The sequence below is a fragment of the Pseudooceanicola sp. NS-SX8 genome, assembly GCF_057380755.1.
This window is the reverse complement of record NZ_CM170819.1, coordinates 2,031,075-2,046,854: the sequence shown is the minus strand read 5'-3', so window position 1 is coordinate 2,046,854 and position 15,780 is coordinate 2,031,075. Positions and strand designations below refer to the sequence as shown.

Sequence of the window (15,780 nt, the reverse complement as noted above, 5' to 3'; positions counted from 1 at the left end):
TGGGGCCTCCCCCAGGGGGAGGGTCAAGCCCCAGGGGGAAGGTCAGGGGCCGCCCGCCGAAATTCACATTCGCAGGCGGCCTTGCAAATCCCGGGCCAACTGCCGGGAGCGGCCGGTAACGGCCGGTCCGGGGGGGAGGCGCGCGGCGCGCCGGGCGGATCAGCCGACCCGCCGGCCTTCGACGAAGACGCCACGCACCACCGGCACGCCGCCCCGCTTGGCGAAGCGGATCAGGTCGGCGCGCTGCCCTGTGGCAAGGGCTCCGCGATCCGTCAGCCCCGAGGCGCGCGCCGGCGCCAGGGTGACGGTGGCCAACCCGCGCGCCATGTCGCCCCAGTGTTCCCCCAGCATCACCGCCGCCTGCAGCAGCGCCGCCGGCACGTAGTCGGAGCTGATGATGTCCAGCAGCCCCAGATCCGCCAGTTCCAGCGCCGAGACATTGCCGGAATGGGACCCGCCCCGGATCAGGTTCGGCGCGCCCATGATCACCTTGATGCCATGGTCGTGGCAGGCGCGCGCGGCCTCCACCGTGGTGGGGAATTCCGCCAGCCGGATCCCGTGGCGGGCCGAGGTATCGACCTGCGGGCGGGTGGTGTCATCATGGCTGGCCAGCACGGCGCCGTAGCGGTTCGCGGCCTCGACCGTGGCGGCCTCGTGCCGGGCGCCGAGGCGGCCGTGCAGATCGAAGAGGAACTGGCAGTAGTCGTCGAAACCTTCCTTGGACAGGCCGTGCTTGCCGCAGACGTAGTCTTCGAACTTCGAAATGTCGCTGAACTGGCGCTGGCCCGGGGTGTGATCCATCAGGGAGACGATGCCGACGTTGTCGGCGGGGCCGAATTCCGACAGTTCCTCGATCAGCGTCTCGGAGCAGGTTTCGGCCCGCAGGTGCAGCATGTGGGAAATCTTCAGCGCGCCCGCCTCGCGCATGTGCGCGATCTCGTCCGCCATGGGCCGGGCGTAGCGGCGGTAATCGCCCTTGGAGCCTTCGACGATGGAGCCCACGCGGATCGCGTCGAAGACGGTGGTGATGCCCACCCCGCAAAGCTCCGCATCATGGGCGACGATGGCGGCGTGATGCGGCCAGTGCGCCTTGGGCCGGGGGGTGATGTGGCGTTCGAGGTTGTCGGTGTGCAGCTCCACCAGCCCGGGGGACAGGTAATCGCCGTCGCAATCCACGGCGCCTGCCGGGGTGGCGCCGGTGCCGACCTCGGCGATCACGCCATCGCGCAGCACGACATGGCCGTCCACGACCTCATCCGGCAGCACCAGTTTCGCGTTGCCCAGGACCAGCTCTGCCGTGTCCTGCGCCCTGATCTCGTCTTTCATAGAACCGTTCCCGTTTCGCTTTCCGCTCTGCGCGGCATCTTGTCCAGCAGCTGAAGGACGGCGGCGACCGTCTTTTCCAGTGCGCCGGAATTGTCCAGGACGGCGGGCGTGATGCCTGCGGGCAGGGCAAATCCTGCCCGGGCCAGCCGCCGTTCGATGTCCGCCGCCGTTTCGCGGCCCCGCTGCGCCAGCCGGGCGGCCAGCACCGCGTCGGGCGCGGTCAGCAGGACGCAGGTGAAGCCCGGCACCTTCGCCTGCGCCTCCGTCAGCACCCCGCGAGAGAGGTTGACCAGCAGGTCCTGCCCCGCCGCCAGATCCCGCAGCACCCGGGCCGGCACGCCGTAGCGCAGCCCGTGGGCGCGCCAGGAGAGCAGGAATTCCCCCGCCGCCTCCCGCGCGGCGAATTCGCCCTCGGTGACGCCTTCGAAATCCTCGCCCCCCGCCTCCGTGGCTCGGGTGATCACCCGGCGGACAAGCGCGATGCCCGGGCGCGCGGCGGCCACGGCTTCCATCACGCTGTCCTTGCCAACGCCCGAAGGCCCCACGACGCCCAGCAGCCGGCCCGCCATATCAGGCCACCTTCGCCGGGGTGAAGCCGGTCACGTCGACCACGCGGTCGCAGACACGCTCCCGCGCCTCGACATCGTGGAAGATGCCGACGATGGCCGCCCCGCGCGCCTTGGCCTCCTCGATCAGGCCAAGCACCTCTTCGCGGTTGGTGGCATCCAGGCTGGCGGTGGGTTCATCCAGCAGCATCGCCGGATATTCCCGGGCAAAGCCGTGGGCGATGTTCACCCGCTGCTGTTCGCCGCCCGAAAAGGTCAGCGGCGACAGCTGCCAGAGCCGTTCGGGAATGTTGAGCCGCCGCAGCAGGCCCTCGGCCCGCGCCCGCGCCTCCTCGCCCGGCACGCCCACGGCCAGCAGCGGTTCCGCCACGACGTCGAGCGTCGGCACGCGCGGCACCACGCGCAGGAACTGGCTGACATAGCCCAGCACCTCCCGCCGGATGCGCAGCACCTCACGCGGCTGGGCCGCCGCGATGTCGACGCCCCCCACCACGATCCGGCCCGAAGCGGCAAGGTAATTGCCGTAGATCATCCGCATCAGGGTGGATTTCCCCGCCCCCGAAGCGCCCACCAGCGCCACGCATTCGCCCGGGCGCACCGAAAGGGACGCCCCTTCCATCACCGGGATCACCGCGCCGCCCTGGTTGTGCAGCGTGAAGGTCTTCGACACGTTCTCGACAGAGATCATCGCGCCGCCCTGTTCCTGTTCCATTCGATGGCTCCAAATACTCCGGGGGTCCGGGGGCAGCGCCCCCGGCCTCTCCTCCAATGTCAGACCTGCAGCACCGAAGAGACCAACAGCTGCGTATAGGCATGTTGCGGGTCATCCAGCACCTGATCGGTCAGGCCGGTTTCCACCACATGGCCCGATTTCATCACCATCAGCCGGTCCGCCAGCAGGCGCACCACGGCCAGGTCATGGGTGACGATGATCGCCGACAGCCCCATTTCGCGCACCAGCCCGCGCAGGAGGTCCAGCAGGCGCGCCTGAACGGAGACGTCCAGCCCCCCCGTCGGTTCGTCCATGAAGACCAGCCGCGGCCCGGTCACGAGGTTGCGGGCGATCTGCAGCCGTTGCCGCATGCCCCCGGAAAACTGCGTCGGACGGTCGTCGATGCGGTCGCCCTGGATTTCCACCCGGCCCAGCCAGTCCAGCGCCTTGTCGCGGATATCACCGTAGTGCCGCGCGCCCAGCCCCATCAGCCTTTCGCCGACGTTGCCGCCCGCGCTGACGTTCATCCGCAGCCCTTCATGGGCATGCTGATGCACGAAGGCCCAGTCGGTCCGGCCCAGCATGCGGCGCTCCGGCTCGGACATGGTCACCGTATCCACCATGGCGCCGTCCCGGTCGAAGAGCACCCGGCCCTCATCGGGCGCCAGGTGGCCCGCCAGGCAGTTCAGCAGTGTCGTCTTGCCCGAGCCGCTTTCGCCCACGATGCCCATCACCTCCCCCGGGTAGAGGTCGAAGCTGACCCCGGCGCAGCCGATGCGGTCGCCGTAGTACTTCGCCACGCCCTCGACCTGCAGCAGGGGGTGATCGGTTGCGTGACCCGTCTCTGCGATCATGTCCTTCACGATCCGCTTCCTTCCTTGGTGGCCGCCATGAAGGGCGGCGCCTGCTTCAGCCGGGCCATGACCAGGCAGTCGATATAGACCCCGTCGCGCAGGAGGCACGCACGCTTGCGGCCCTCCACTTCGAAGCCGCAGCTTTCGTAAAGCGCGATGGCACCGGCGTTGTCGGCGTTGACCTCCAGGTCCACACGCAGGAGGCCCAGCCAGTTGTCGGCCAGATCCAGCAGGCCGGTCATCAGCGCCCGGCCCACGCCCTGGCGGTGAAATTCGTCATGCACGGTGATGCCGAGGGTGGCGCAATGGGCTTCGCGGTCGATGCCGCGGACGATGGTCGCCCAGCCGATGACCTGCCCCTCGCGTTCCGCGACGATGGAGTGGACGTTGGGATTGGTGCCGGTGACCCGTTCCTCGACCCAGCTGCGCCGGGTGAAGGGCGTGCGGCCGGTGCCGAAGTAGACAGGTTGACGAAGCACCATCTGGTGCAGCGCGTCGATGTCGCGCGGCTCCGGCGGCCTGAGGGTCAGGTCTTTCATGCAGCATCCTCCGTTGCCACGCCCAGGCGCCCGACATGGCCCGCCTCGCGCCGTTCCCGGCAGAAGTCGGTGTCGGAGCAGACATACATCCGCCCGCCCGCGTCATCGGTGATCACCTCGTCAAGGTAGCTTTCCGCCGCCCCGCAGAGGTCGCAGCATTGCGGCGCCTTCATCCGGGTGAAAGGGTAGTCGTCGAAATCGAGGCTGACCACCTGGGTGTAGGGCGGGATGGCGTAGATCCGCTGTTCCCGGCCCGCGCCAAAGAGCTGGATGCCAGCCATTTCGAGCTTCGGATTGTCGAACTTGGGGATCGGCGACGGGTCCATGACGTAGCGCCCTTCGACCTTCACCGGATAGGCGTAGGAGGTCGCGATCTCGCCATGGCGGGAGATGTCTTCGTAGAGCTTGACGTGCATCAGCCCGTATTCCTCCAGCGCGTGCATCTTGCGGGTCTCGACCTCCGAGGGTTCGAGGAAGCGCAGGGGTTCGGGGATCGGCACCTGGTAGACCAGCACCTGATCCTCGCGCAGGTCGCGTTCGGGGATCCGGTGGCGGGTCTGGATGACGGTGGCCTCTGCTGTCTTCTCGGTCGTTTCGACCTGCGCCACCCGTTCGAAGAAGCGGCGGATGGAGACGGCGTTGGTGGTGTCGTCGGCGCCCTGGTCGATGACCTTGAAGCGGTCTTCGGGCGTCATGATGGCGGCCGAGATCTGCACCCCGCCGGTGCCCCAGCCGTAGGGCATGGGCATTTCGCGGCTGGCGAAGGGCACCTGGTAGCCGGGGATGGCCAGCGCCTTCAGCAGGGCGCGGCGGATCATCCGCTTGGTCTGTTCGTCCAGGTAGGCGAAATTGTAGTCCTGAATGGGATCGGGCATGGGTTCAGCTCCGGTTCAGGCGCAGGAGGATCGCGCCGCTCAGGGTGATGACGGTGGAGACGACCTTGGCCAGGCTGAGGCGTTCCTTCAGGATGAAGACGCCGATCAGCAGGGCGAAGATAATCGAGGTTTCGCGCAGGGCGGTGACCAGCGCGATCGGCGCCTGGGTGAAGGCCCAGACCACCAGCGCATAGGCGGTGAAAGACGCGCCGCCGCCCAGCAGAAGGTTGCGCCGCAGCGCCACCGCGCGGGTCAGCAGGCCGGGGCGCAGCGCCCGGGCGCCCGCCGCGAAGGCCAGCGCGTTGAGCGACGAGAGCATACCGTAGAAGCCAAGCGAGGTCCCCGCGATCCGCGCGCCCTGCCCGTCCACCAGCGAATAGGCGGCAATGAAGCAGCCGGTCACCAGTGCCAGCACGGCGGCCCTGCCCTGCAGCAGCCCGTCGCCCTGCCGCACGAGGCTGATCGAGGCGATCCCGATGGAGATCATGCCGAGCGCCAGCAGTTCGCCATGGCTGAAGGTGGTGCCCAGCAGCAGAACCGACCCGCCCGCCACCAGCAGGGGCGAGACGCCGCGCGCGATGGGATAGACCTGCGTCAGGTCGCCGAAACGGTAGGACTGGATCAGGAAGACCTGGTAGCCGAGATGCAGCACAACGCCGCCCAGCAGCCAGGGCAGCGCCGCCAGCAGGGTCGCGGCGTCGGGGAGCGTGGCGAAGGGCAGCAGCAGCGCGCCCAGCAGGCCCTGGCCCAGGATCACCGCGCCCATGGCGGCGGATTTGTCCGCCCCGCCCTTGACCAGAGCGTTCCAGGTGGCGTGCAGCGCCGCCGCCAGAAGGACTATGCAGAAGACGAAGCCGGTCATTCCGCCGCCTCCTGCCGCTGCGCTTCATCCACCTCGCGGCGGATATTGCGGACCAGTTCAAGTTCGGACTGAAAGTCGACGTAATGGGGCAGCTTGATGTGTTCGAGGAAGCCCGTCGCCTGAATGTTGTCGCAGTGGTAGAGGACGAATTCCTCATCCTGCGCGGGGGCGCCCTTGTTGTCCTCGCCCAGTTCCTGCCAGCGCAGCGCCCGGTCGACCAGCGCCATGGAAATGGCCTTGCGCTCCGTCTGGCCGAAGACGAGGCCGTAGCCCCGGGTGAACTGCGGCGGTTCGGATTTCGAGCCGAGGAACTGGTTCACCGTCTCGCATTCGGTGAGGGTGATTTCGCCGATCTCGATGGCGAAGCCCAGTTCGGGGATCTCTGCCTCTACCGGGACGGTGCCGATGCGCAGCTCACCCACGAAGGGGTGGTTCTTGGCGTAGCCCCGCTGGGTCGAATAGGCCATGGAGAGCACGAAGCCCTCGTCGCCGCGCGTCAGCGCCTGCAGGCGCAGGGGGCGGGAAGCAGGCAGTTCCAGCGGTTTGCGGGTCAGGTCGTCGGGTTGGTCAACTTCCGGCGCGGGCGGCAGTTCGGGCTGGATCAGGCCTTCCTTGTTCAGGAATTCCGTCACGCGCGGCATCACCGGATGCTCAGCGGCCTCGGCCTCCGGCGCCGGCCGTTCCAGCCCCTCGGCTTCCAGCGCGAAGTCGAGCAGGCGGTGGGTGTAGTCGAAGGTCGGGCCCAGCACCTGCCCGCCGGGCACGTCCTTGAACGTGGCCGAGATGCGGCGGTCGCAGGCCATGGCGCCGGTGTCCACCGGCTCGGAATGGCCGAAGCGCGGCAGCGTCGTGCGATAGGCGCGGATCAGGAAGATCGCCTCGATCAGATCGCCGCGCGCCTGCTTGATCGCCAGCGCCGCGAGGTCGGGATCGTAGAGAGAGCCTTCGGCCATCACCCGGTTCACCGCGAGGGCCAGCTGTTCGCGGATCTGCGGAACCGTCAGCTCGGCGACCGAAGGGTCGCCCCGGCGCGCCTCGTCCAGCCACTCATGGGCCTTGTCGATGGCCTTTTCGCCACCTTTCACCGCGACATACATCAGGCGTCCCCCCCTTCGGAGAGCTTGGTCGTGCGCGGCAGCGCCCAGAGGGTCGCGCCGTCGCAGAAGTAGAAATCCACCCCCAGCGGGAACTGCGCCGCATTGGCGCGGAAGGGGGCGATTGCGGGCAGGCTGGCCGCGCGGGTGGTCTGGATGCCGGGGCCGGTCAGGGTGACGGGCTGGCCCGCGAAGGCGCCATCGACGATCAGCGTGGCGGAGCGGTCGGGATATTCCGGATCCCCCTGCCGGTAGCGCGCCGGAGCGCCGAGCGCGTCCCAGGTGCCCAGGGCGAACTCTGCCGCCTCCGGTCCGACCAGCGGCGCGCCGCAGTGGAAGGTGATCCAGTCGCGGACCTCGGCCCGGTCGTGATCACCGGCGAGGTGCACCGGTGTTTCGGGATCGCAGAGCACCAGCAGCAGGGTTGCGGCCGCCGGGCCGACCGGGGCGGGCGCGGCGGCAGGCTCTGCGATCAGGTGGGCTTCGCCGGGATGGGCCATCGCCTCCATCGCTGCGCGGAAGGCGCGCGCGGACTGGCGCGGCGCATCGGTGAAGCCGCCCGTCAGGGCGTCGAGTGCCATCGCCATCAGTCCTCTCCCCGTACCATGGTGAAGAAATCGACCTTCGTCGCATCCGCCTTTGCGGCGCGGGCGGCCTTGCCCGCCGCCATTTCGGCCGCCAGCGGGTCGAGGATGCGGGCGCGCAGCAGATCCGCCTGCGGCCCCTGCATGCCCGCATCGACCAGCGCCGCGACCTCGGCCTTGCGGCGGTCGCGCCCCTGCACCATCGCATGCCCCACGGCGCCCCCCGCCGTCTTCAGCGAACAGCGCGTCACCGTCATTTCGCCCAGGTTGAAGGCGGCCCCGGTGCCGCCTGCCCGGCCGCGCACCATGACGCCGCCGACCTCCGGTGCGCGAAGCCAGGTGAAGTCGCCCCCCTGCTCCGCCGCCTCCCAGAGCGCACAGAGCCGCCCCGCCGGCGCCTTCGCCAGGAGCGACATCCAGCCCCTCCGGGCCGCTGCCTCTTCCGTCATTTCCTGCCGCTCCGCCATTAGACACCTTGCCGATTTGTCTAGATCACTATACAACTAGACAAATCTTTAGACAGCTCCCCCGAGTCGCACAAGGGCGGGACCGGGTGATCCGGATGAAAGTTTGATGACGGACCTGACAGATGCAGGGCGCAAGACGCCGCTGTGGCGCTCCATCGCCGATGCGCTAACCAATGACATCGCCAGCGGGCGCTACCGCCCCGGCGACCGCCTGCCGACTGAGGCGGAGCTTTCGGCGCGGTTCGGGGTGAACCGGCACACGGTGCGGCGCGGGCTTGCGGCGCTGGCCGAGGCCGGGCTGACCCATGCGCGGCGCGGCGCGGGCGTCTTCGTGGCGCAGAGCCCGACGGATTACCCGCTGGGCCGGAGGGTGCGGTTTCACCAGAACATCCGCGCGGCGGGCCGCCTGCCCGCCCGGCGCATCCTGCTGACGGAAACCCGACAGGCCGACCCGCAGGAGGCCGAGATGCTGGCCCTGCCCCCGGACGCGCCGGTGCTGTCGACCGAGGGCGTGTCGCTTGCCGATGACCAGCCTGTCGCGCTCTTCCGGTCGGTCTTTCCGGTGACCCGGCTGCCGGGGCTTGAAAGCTCCCTCGCCCGGTTGTCGTCGATCACCCTGGCGCTGCGCGACAATGGCGTGGCCGATTACACCCGCGCCTGGACCCGGATCACCGCGAAGCTGGCCAATGCCCACCAGGCGGTGCAGCTGCAGCTGCGCGAGGGCGACCCGATCCTGCGCACCACGGCGCTGAACGTCGACCTGGACGGGCAGCCGGTGGAATATGGCCGCACCTGGTTTTCCGGCGACCGGGTGACCCTGACCCTGGGCGCGGACGACGACATGCCCGCCGACGGCGCCCCGGCCAGGGCACACGGTTAACGCGAAATTCACCTGATTTTACGGGGTTAGAACGGCATTTCGTCATGCCGCCGATACAATCCGGGGTTATCCACAGCAGAACAAGAGTTCGAGCAGAGTTAGACCAGTGTCCATGCCCAGCCTGCGCCTGACCGGCGCGAAGATCCTGCGGGACGGCGCCTTGCAGCCCCGTTCCATCGCCTTCGCCGAAGGCCGCATCACCCGGGGCCCCCTGCCCGAGGTCGACCTTGCGGGCTACCTTGTCCTGCCGGGGATCATCGACCTGCACGGCGATGCCTTCGAACGGCATATCGCGCCGCGCCCCTCTGCGCCCTTCCCGCTGGACACCGGGCTGCGCGCCACCGACCGCGATGCCGCCGCCAATGGCATCACCACCGCCTGGCTGGCGCAGAGCTGGTCCTGGGAAGGCGGCCACCGCGGCCCGGATTTCGCGGAAAGCCTGCTGGCGGCCCTGGCCGCCTACCGCGCCGACCACGCCCTGACCGACCTGCGGGTGCAGATCCGCTGCGAGACCCACACGGTCGAAAGCGAGGCCCGGCTGCTGGAGGCGGTGCGCCGCCATGATGTCGACTACGTGGTCTTCAACAACCACCTCGAAGAGGCCTCCCTGATGATGGAGAGCCGCCCCGAGGAACTGCTGCTCTGGGCGAAGAAGGCCGGGCGGACGCCGCAGGAACATCTGAAGACCGTGCAGGATGCCAAGCGCATGGCGCGCGAGGTTCCGCGCTTCCTGTGCCGCCTGGCGGAGGAATTCGACCGCATGGGGGTCACCTACGGCTCCCACGACGATCCCGATGGCGAGACGCGGGAAACTTTTTCGATGATCGGGGCGAAGATCTGCGAGTTTCCCACCGCGCGCTCCGCCGCCGCGCTGGCGCGGGCCGTGGGCGATCCGATCCTGATGGGCGCGCCCAACGTGGTGCGCGGCGGCAGCCAGGCGGGCAATATCGCGGCGGTGGAGCTGATCCGCGCGGGGCTCTGCGATGCCCTGGTGTCGGATTACTACTACCCCGCGCTGCACCAGGCGGCCTTTGCCCTGTCGGACCGCAACATCCTGCCGCTCGCGGCGGCCTGGGAGATGATCTCCTCCCGCCCGGCAGAGATCCTGCGGCTGGCGGACCGGGGCCGGCTGGACCCGGGGCTGCGCGCCGACATGGTGATCGTGAACGAGCGGACCCGCGCCATCGAGGCGACGATTTCCGGCGGCCGCATCACCCACCTGGCCGGAGAGGCGGCCTTCCGTTTCGCCGCCACCCGCCAGCGCAACACCGCCATCGCCGCGGAATAGGCGAAGAACAGGCGCAGGCGCCCCTGCGATTTTCTGGTCCTGACATTTTCTGGCTTCGAAATATCCTGGGGGGAGGCTCCGGCACGGAGACGGGGGGCAAAGCCCCCCTTTTGCCGGTGGCCGGGCGGGCGATCCGGCAAGTGGCCGGGCGGCGGGTGGCAGGGCGGCGGGTGGCAGGGCGGCGGGGTGAACCCCGCCCTACGCGCCCCGTCCAACGGGGATCCTGCCCACATCGCATCCCACCCGTAGGGCGGGGTTCACCCCGCCGTCACGTCGCACAGCACCCGTCCGACGGGGATCATCCTACCATCACGTCGCATCACATACGTCGGGCGGGGTTACCCCGCCGTCACATCGCACCGCACCCGTTCGACGGGGATCATCCCCCCGTCACGTCGCATCCCACCCGTAGGGCGGGGTTCACCCCGCCACATCACCCCGCCTTACCCGGATCCGCCCTACCCCTCGTATTTCTCCAGGAAGGCCTCTGCCGACATCTGGCGAAAATCGCCCAGCCTGTCGCGCAGGGTGGCGTGATCCCAGTCCCACCAGGCCAGCGCCATGAGCCGTTCGGCCACCGCCTCCGGCTGGCGCCGCCGCAGCACCTTTGCGGGGGTGCCCGCGACGATGGTGTAGGGCGCCACGTCCTTCGTCACCACCGCGCCCGAGGCCACCACGGCGCCGTCGCCCAGGCTGACCTCCGGTTTCACCATCGCACCGTTGCCGATCCAGGTATCGTGACCCACGTAGGCCCGGCGCGAACGGCGATGTTCGAAGAAGGCCGCGTCGTTTTCCGCATCGTCCCAGTAATCCGCCGAGCGGTAGAGGAAATGGTGGCAGGCGGCGGTGTCCAGCGGGTGATCGGTGGCGCCTATGCGCGTGAAGGCCGCGATATTGGCGAACTTGCCGATGGTGGCATTGGCCACGTCTGCATAGCGGTCGCAATAGGAATAGTCGCCGAAGGTGGAATGGGCGATGCGGCTGCCGCGGCCGATCTCCACATAGGCGCCGAGGGTGGTTTCGGTCAGCTCCACATCGGGGTGGAGGAAGGGGGCGGTTGCGCTCAGACGGGGCATGTCGGTGCTCCTTGATGGGCCGGGGATGCCTCCGGCGGGAGTATTTGGGGCCATCGGATGGGGAAAGGCAACGGCGCCCCGGACCGGAGCGCCGCGCCTTGCGGGTCAGGCTGCGGGCGGGTCAGTGGCCGCCCGGCTCTCCCTTGATCAGCTTGCGGCGCAGCCAGCCGGAGAAGCTGTCCATCGCGAAGACCATCAGCACGACGAGGAGGATGTAATAGGTCACTTCCTCCCAGTCCTTCTGCGTGATCATCGCCTGGGTCAGCATGAGGCCGATGCCGCCGCCGGTGATGGCACCGATGACCGTGGCCGAGCGGGTGTTGCTTTCGAAGAAGTAGAGGACCTGGGACATCAGCACCGGCGTCACCTGCGGGATCACCCCGAAGCGGTAGCGCTGGACGGGCCGCGCGCCGGTGGACCGGATGCCCTCGATCTGCTTCTCGTCCACGTTTTCCAGCGCCTCGGAGAACATCTTGCCGAAGGAGCCGGTGTCGGTCAGCAGGATCGCCAGCGCACCGGTCAGCGGGCCGGGGCCGAAGGCGCGGGCCAGGATGATGGTCCAGATCAGCGCATCCACCCCGCGGCAGAGGTCGAAGATGCGGCGGAAGAGCTGGCGCACCAGCATCAGCGGGGTGAAGTTGCGCGCCGCCAGGAAGGCCAGCGGCAGGGCCACGACGGCGGCGCCGAAGGTGCCGAGGAAGGCCATCAGGATGGTTTCGAAGAGCGCCCAGGCCACGTCGGCATGGTGCCACATCGGGTTGTACCAGAAGTCATGCCAGATCGCCCCCGCCTGTCCATTGAAGGCCTGGCGGATCAGCTGGCCAGGGCCCATGCCGTGGAAGGGGCTGTCGAGGGTGAAGAAGAAGAGCTCCCACCCGTAGGAATAGCGGAAGACCTCTGTCCGGTTGCGGGTGATGGTGACGCGGCTTTGCGGGAAGGTTACCATGACGCGGTTCTTCGAGGCGCTGATGTAGTCGGGCAGATCACCCGCCGGGAAGGTGGCATTGGCGCCACCTGCACTGGGGGCTGCGGTGATCGTGCCATAGCCGGGGATGTCGTATTCGACGTGATCGGCGTAGTAGCGCACCTCCTGCCCCTGGGGCAGTTCGATCCGGGTGACGCCCCCGGACTGGCTGGCCCAGTCGGGCATCATGCCGTCGGGGTATTCGCCCTTACGCTCCCCCTCGATGGCGAAGCTGACGGCGCCGGTGCGGTTGTCGCGTTCGACATGGGTCTTGTAGCTGTAGATGTCGCGCACGAGGGTGGCGCCGTTTTCGGGGCGGGCGCGGTCGATGAGGCCCGGGACGTCGAAGGCGAAGAAGGCGTAGAGGAGATAGGCCAGCACCAGCGCGGGCAGGCCGAAGGACCAGAGCCGCTTGGTGCGAAAGAGCGCCTCGGCCTGGGTTTTCAGGTCCGGGGTAGTGGTGGCGTCGGCGGTCATGGTCATGCCAGGAGCTCCCCCTTGCGGACATCCTTGCGACCATGGGTCAGGCGGTCGCGGAAATAGCTGCCCAGCTGGTCGACGGCGACGATGGTGACGAAGAGCAGCAGGAAGATCGCCGCCGCCTCGTCATAGCGGCCAATGCCCCAGGCCATGGCGTTCTTCAGCTCGTAACCGATGCCGCCCGCGCCGACGAAGCCCAGGATGGCGGAGGCGCGGATGTTGATCTCGAACCGCAGCAGGGCATAGCTGAGGTAGTTGGGCGCGACCTGCGGCATGACGCCGAGGATCATGCGCTGCGACCAGTTGGCGCCGACGGAGGTCAGCCCCTCGACCGGCTTGAGCGAGGCGTTCTCGTTCACTTCCGAGAAGAGCTTGCCCAGGGCGCCGACGGTGTGGAAGGCGATGGCGATCATCGCGGGCACCGGGCCGCCGCCGAGGATGAAGATCAGGATCAGGGCGATGACGATTTCGGGCACCGCGCGCATCACGTCCATGATGCGGCGCCAGACCGGGATCATGCGCGGCCAGAGCGCGAGGCCCCGTGTGGCCAGCATCGACAGGACGATGCCGCCGGCCGCCCCGATCAGGGTCGACACGGCGGCGATGTTCAGCGTTTCGATCAGGGCCGGAAAGTAGGTGACGAGGTTCGCGGGCAGCTCCGCGATCTTCTCGGCCGCTTCGGAAAGCACGGCGGCGGGAAAGTCGCCGATCTGGTGCAGGCCATCCCAGAAGCCGCCGGCGTTGCGGTCGTCTGCGGTGATGAAGCCGCTCGCCATGAGCGCCACGAAGACCGCCAGCAGCACGGCGCCGTATAGGCGCTTGCGGCGGGTCTGCGCCATGTAGCTCTCGCGGATGTCCGCGGTGGAGGCGCCCGGCGGGGGCGAAGCGGTGAAATCAGGCATGGTCGGATATGGAAGGTCCCGGACGTGGAAGGGGCCCGCCATGTGACGGGCCCCTCGTTTCGGTCAAGATCAGTTGATCTTGGAGCGGCGGGCCGCGACGATGGATTCATACTCGGCATGGGTCACCGGGATGAAGTCCTTCGCGTCGCCGGCGGCCACGCCGTAGGCGCAATCGGGGTCGGTTTCCCACAGGTCGGCGGTCAGCTGGGTGACCTTGTCCTTGACGTCCTGCGGCAGGGCCTTGCGCATGACGAAGGGACCTTCGGGGATGATCTTGGATTGCCAGATCTGCACCAGGTCGTTCATGTCGACGAGGCCCGCATCAACCGCCTTGCGCAGCGCGCCGGAGTTGAAGCCATCTTCCCAGTTGCCCTGGCCGTCGGCCCAGGTCACGCCCGCGTCGACGTCACCGTTGTTGACCGCGACGATGGTCTGCTCGTGGCCGCCGGTGAAGACGACGTCACCGAAGTAGGTGCCGGGGGTCATGTCGAAACCGGCTTCCGCGATCTCGATCGAGGGGATCAGGTAACCCGAGGTGGAGTTCGGATCACCGAAGCCGAACTTCTTGCCCTTCAGGTCTTCGAGAGAGGTGATGCCGCTGTCTGCACGGGCGAAGCCGATGGAGTAGTAGCCGATGGAGCCATCGAGGTTCTGCTTGACCAGGACGGGTTCAACCGCGTCGGGGTCGGCGATGTAGGTGCCGGCGTAGGAGGAGGCGCCCATCCAGGCCGCGTCGATGGTGCCGCCCAGCAGGCCCTGCATGACGCCGTTGTAGTCGGCCGGGGTGAAGACCTTCACCTCGACGCCCAGGGCATCGGCGATCTTGTCGGCGAAGCACTGGTTGGAGGTCATGCGGTCCTGGGCGTTCTCGCCGCCGAGGATGCCGAGGCGGAACTCGGTGATATCCTCTGCGGAGGCGGCGGAAACCAGGGCGGTGGTGGCCAGGGCGGCCGCGATCAGGTGTTTCATCTTGTCTAGCTCCTTGGATGGGCCCCGGTGTCCCTAATCCTCCGGGGCAGATGAAATTCGGGGTCGTGTCAGGCGATCACCTTGGCTGCGGCGTCCTGCGCCGCCCGTCGGTCGATCGCGTCGATCTCGGTCGAGGTCGCCTCTTCCGAGAAACTCGCGTCGGCGCCGTAGATCTCTCGGGCCATGGAGGTGGTCAGCTGTTCGGGGGTGCCGTCGAAGACGATGCGCCCCGCGCGCATGCCGATGACGCGGTCGCAGTAGCGGCGCGCGGTATCGAGGGTGTGCAGGTTGGCGATGACCATGCGGCCGTCCTCCTCGTGGATGCGGCGCAGCGCCTCCATCACCACCTGGGCGTTCATCGGGTCGAGGGAGGCGATGGGTTCATCCGCCAGGATGATCTTCGGGTCCTGCATCAGGGCGCGGGCAATCGCCACGCGCTGCTGCTGGCCGCCCGAAAGCGCCTCTGCCCGCTTGGGGGCATGTTCGGCGATGCCCAGCCGGTCGAGGATGTCGATGGCGCGGTGGATGTCCTCTGCCGGGTAGAGGTTGAACAGCGTCGTCAGGGTGGAACGGCGGTTCAGCGTGCCGTGCAGCACGTTGGAGACCACGTCCATCCGCGGCACCAGGTTGAACTGCTGGAAGATCATCGCGCAGTCGGCCTGCCAGGCGCGCTTGTCGGCCCCGGTCAGGCTGCTGACCTCCCGGTCGTCGTAGCTGATGCTGCCGGAGGAGGCATCTTCCAGCCGGTTCAGCATGCGCAGAAGCGTCGATTTCCCGGCGCCGGAGCGGCCGATGATGCCGATCATCATCGGCTTTTCCACCGTCACCGTGGCGCGATCCACCGCGATGTTCCGGCCGAATTTCTTTGTCAGATGCTCGATACGCAGCAAGTCGTCATCCCCTTGGTCCACGCAGCAGCCGTAGGAGCGAAGGGAGACGGATTTGTATCGGATTTATTATAGTTTTGTAACGCGCCCGGGCCCGGGGGCCTGTCGCCGCGTCAGGCCGGTGGTGGCGCCGTTCCCTTCAGCAGGACACTTCAGTTGGGCCCTTCAGCTGGGCCTGCCGACAGGTGTGAAAAAAGTGTCATTTCGCCGGTGCATTTTAACGCAAAGTAAAGGCCCCGAACCGTACCTTCGGTCTGCTGAATGCATCGGTCACCGCGGGGAATCCCGCGCCGGAAGCGGGCGCAGGCCGCGTCGCCGTCCCGGGCAGGAAATACCGCTGAGTGACCCCGGGCATGGGGCGGATCGCGCCGGGCCTGTGATCACCCCCGAGATCGGCGCCTGAACGGCCCCCGATCGCCCCCAAGGTCGAATCCCAATCGACCAAATGATCCAAC

General features: G+C 68.1%; 17 protein-coding genes. 2 read left to right on the top strand and 15 right to left on the bottom strand.

Features of this window, described 5'->3' with window-relative positions:
* Positions 1-159: 159 nt before the first annotated feature.
* The 10 genes from AC2IR1_RS09310 to phnG form a co-directional block, all read right to left on the bottom strand.
* A complete protein-coding gene (locus AC2IR1_RS09310) occupies positions 160-1,326 on the bottom strand; it encodes an alpha-D-ribose 1-methylphosphonate 5-triphosphate diphosphatase (RefSeq protein WP_486476000.1) in 1,167 nt (388 codons plus the stop codon).
* Positions 1,323-1,895 carry a phosphonate metabolism protein/1,5-bisphosphokinase (PRPP-forming) PhnN gene (phnN, locus tag AC2IR1_RS09305; RefSeq protein WP_486475999.1) on the bottom strand — a complete coding sequence of 191 codons (573 nt, stop codon included), beginning with the start codon at positions 1,893-1,895 and terminating at the stop codon, positions 1,323-1,325. Before phnN ends, AC2IR1_RS09310 begins: the two co-directional genes overlap by 4 nt.
* Position 1,896: 1 nt before the next feature.
* Positions 1,897-2,580 (bottom strand): phosphonate C-P lyase system protein PhnL, encoded by a 684-nt coding sequence (gene phnL / locus AC2IR1_RS09300; RefSeq protein ID WP_486476394.1) that lies wholly within the window; start codon positions 2,578-2,580, stop codon positions 1,897-1,899.
* Between the two features lie 83 nt (positions 2,581-2,663).
* Complete coding sequence (gene phnK, locus AC2IR1_RS09295) at positions 2,664-3,458, bottom strand: phosphonate C-P lyase system protein PhnK (protein ID WP_486476393.1); 795 nt, start codon at positions 3,456-3,458, stop codon at positions 2,664-2,666.
* A 5-nt stretch (positions 3,459-3,463) separates the two neighbouring features.
* Positions 3,464-3,997 (bottom strand): GNAT family N-acetyltransferase, encoded by a 534-nt coding sequence (locus AC2IR1_RS09290; protein WP_486475998.1) that lies wholly within the window; start codon positions 3,995-3,997, stop codon positions 3,464-3,466.
* Complete coding sequence (locus AC2IR1_RS09285; RefSeq protein WP_486476392.1) at positions 3,994-4,860, bottom strand: alpha-D-ribose 1-methylphosphonate 5-phosphate C-P-lyase PhnJ; 867 nt, start codon at positions 4,858-4,860, stop codon at positions 3,994-3,996. Before AC2IR1_RS09285 ends, AC2IR1_RS09290 begins: the two co-directional genes overlap by 4 nt.
* Before the next feature lie 16 nt (positions 4,861-4,876).
* Positions 4,877-5,734: an EamA family transporter gene (locus AC2IR1_RS09280; protein ID WP_486475997.1), complete on the bottom strand. Its 858-nt coding sequence runs from the start codon at positions 5,732-5,734 to the stop codon at positions 4,877-4,879.
* A complete protein-coding gene (locus AC2IR1_RS09275; protein WP_486475996.1) occupies positions 5,731-6,831 on the bottom strand; it encodes a carbon-phosphorus lyase complex subunit in 1,101 nt (366 codons plus the stop codon). Before AC2IR1_RS09275 ends, AC2IR1_RS09280 begins: the two co-directional genes overlap by 4 nt.
* On the bottom strand, positions 6,831-7,409 hold the full coding sequence (gene phnH / locus AC2IR1_RS09270) for a phosphonate C-P lyase system protein PhnH (protein ID WP_486476391.1): 579 nt from the start codon (positions 7,407-7,409) through the stop codon (positions 6,831-6,833). The genes AC2IR1_RS09275 and phnH overlap by 1 nt, the downstream gene beginning before the upstream one ends.
* 5 nt (positions 7,410-7,414) lie before the next feature.
* Complete coding sequence (gene phnG, locus AC2IR1_RS09265) at positions 7,415-7,828, bottom strand: phosphonate C-P lyase system protein PhnG (protein WP_486475995.1); 414 nt, start codon at positions 7,826-7,828, stop codon at positions 7,415-7,417.
* Between the two features lie 157 nt (positions 7,829-7,985).
* Here phnG and phnF point away from each other — a divergent pair, with 157 nt between their 5' ends.
* Entirely contained in the window at positions 7,986-8,759 is a 774-nt protein-coding gene (gene phnF, locus AC2IR1_RS09260; protein WP_486475994.1) for a phosphonate metabolism transcriptional regulator PhnF, read from the top strand.
* Between the two features lie 106 nt (positions 8,760-8,865).
* Positions 8,866-10,047 (top strand): alpha-D-ribose 1-methylphosphonate 5-triphosphate diphosphatase, encoded by a 1,182-nt coding sequence (locus AC2IR1_RS09255; RefSeq protein ID WP_486475993.1) that lies wholly within the window; start codon positions 8,866-8,868, stop codon positions 10,045-10,047.
* A gap of 458 nt (positions 10,048-10,505) precedes the next feature.
* On the opposite strand, the gene AC2IR1_RS09250 is transcribed toward AC2IR1_RS09255, so the two are convergent.
* The 5 genes from AC2IR1_RS09250 to phnC form a co-directional block, all read right to left on the bottom strand.
* Positions 10,506-11,123 carry an LbetaH domain-containing protein gene (locus tag AC2IR1_RS09250; protein WP_486475992.1) on the bottom strand — a complete coding sequence of 206 codons (618 nt, stop codon included), beginning with the start codon at positions 11,121-11,123 and terminating at the stop codon, positions 10,506-10,508.
* Positions 11,124-11,244: 121 nt separating this feature from the next.
* On the bottom strand, positions 11,245-12,570 hold the full coding sequence (gene phnE / locus AC2IR1_RS09245) for a phosphonate ABC transporter, permease protein PhnE (RefSeq protein ID WP_486475991.1): 1,326 nt from the start codon (positions 12,568-12,570) through the stop codon (positions 11,245-11,247).
* Positions 12,567-13,469, bottom strand: a complete 903-nt coding sequence (gene phnE / locus AC2IR1_RS09240; RefSeq protein ID WP_486476390.1) for a phosphonate ABC transporter, permease protein PhnE — start codon at positions 13,467-13,469, stop codon at positions 12,567-12,569. Before phnE (AC2IR1_RS09240) ends, phnE (AC2IR1_RS09245) begins: the two co-directional genes overlap by 4 nt.
* A 69-nt stretch (positions 13,470-13,538) precedes the next feature.
* On the bottom strand, positions 13,539-14,438 hold the full coding sequence (gene phnD, locus AC2IR1_RS09235; RefSeq protein WP_486475990.1) for a phosphonate ABC transporter substrate-binding protein: 900 nt from the start codon (positions 14,436-14,438) through the stop codon (positions 13,539-13,541).
* Between the two features lie 68 nt (positions 14,439-14,506).
* Entirely contained in the window at positions 14,507-15,328 is an 822-nt protein-coding gene (gene phnC, locus AC2IR1_RS09230; protein ID WP_486475989.1) for a phosphonate ABC transporter ATP-binding protein, read from the bottom strand.
* Positions 15,329-15,780 lie beyond the last annotated feature (452 nt).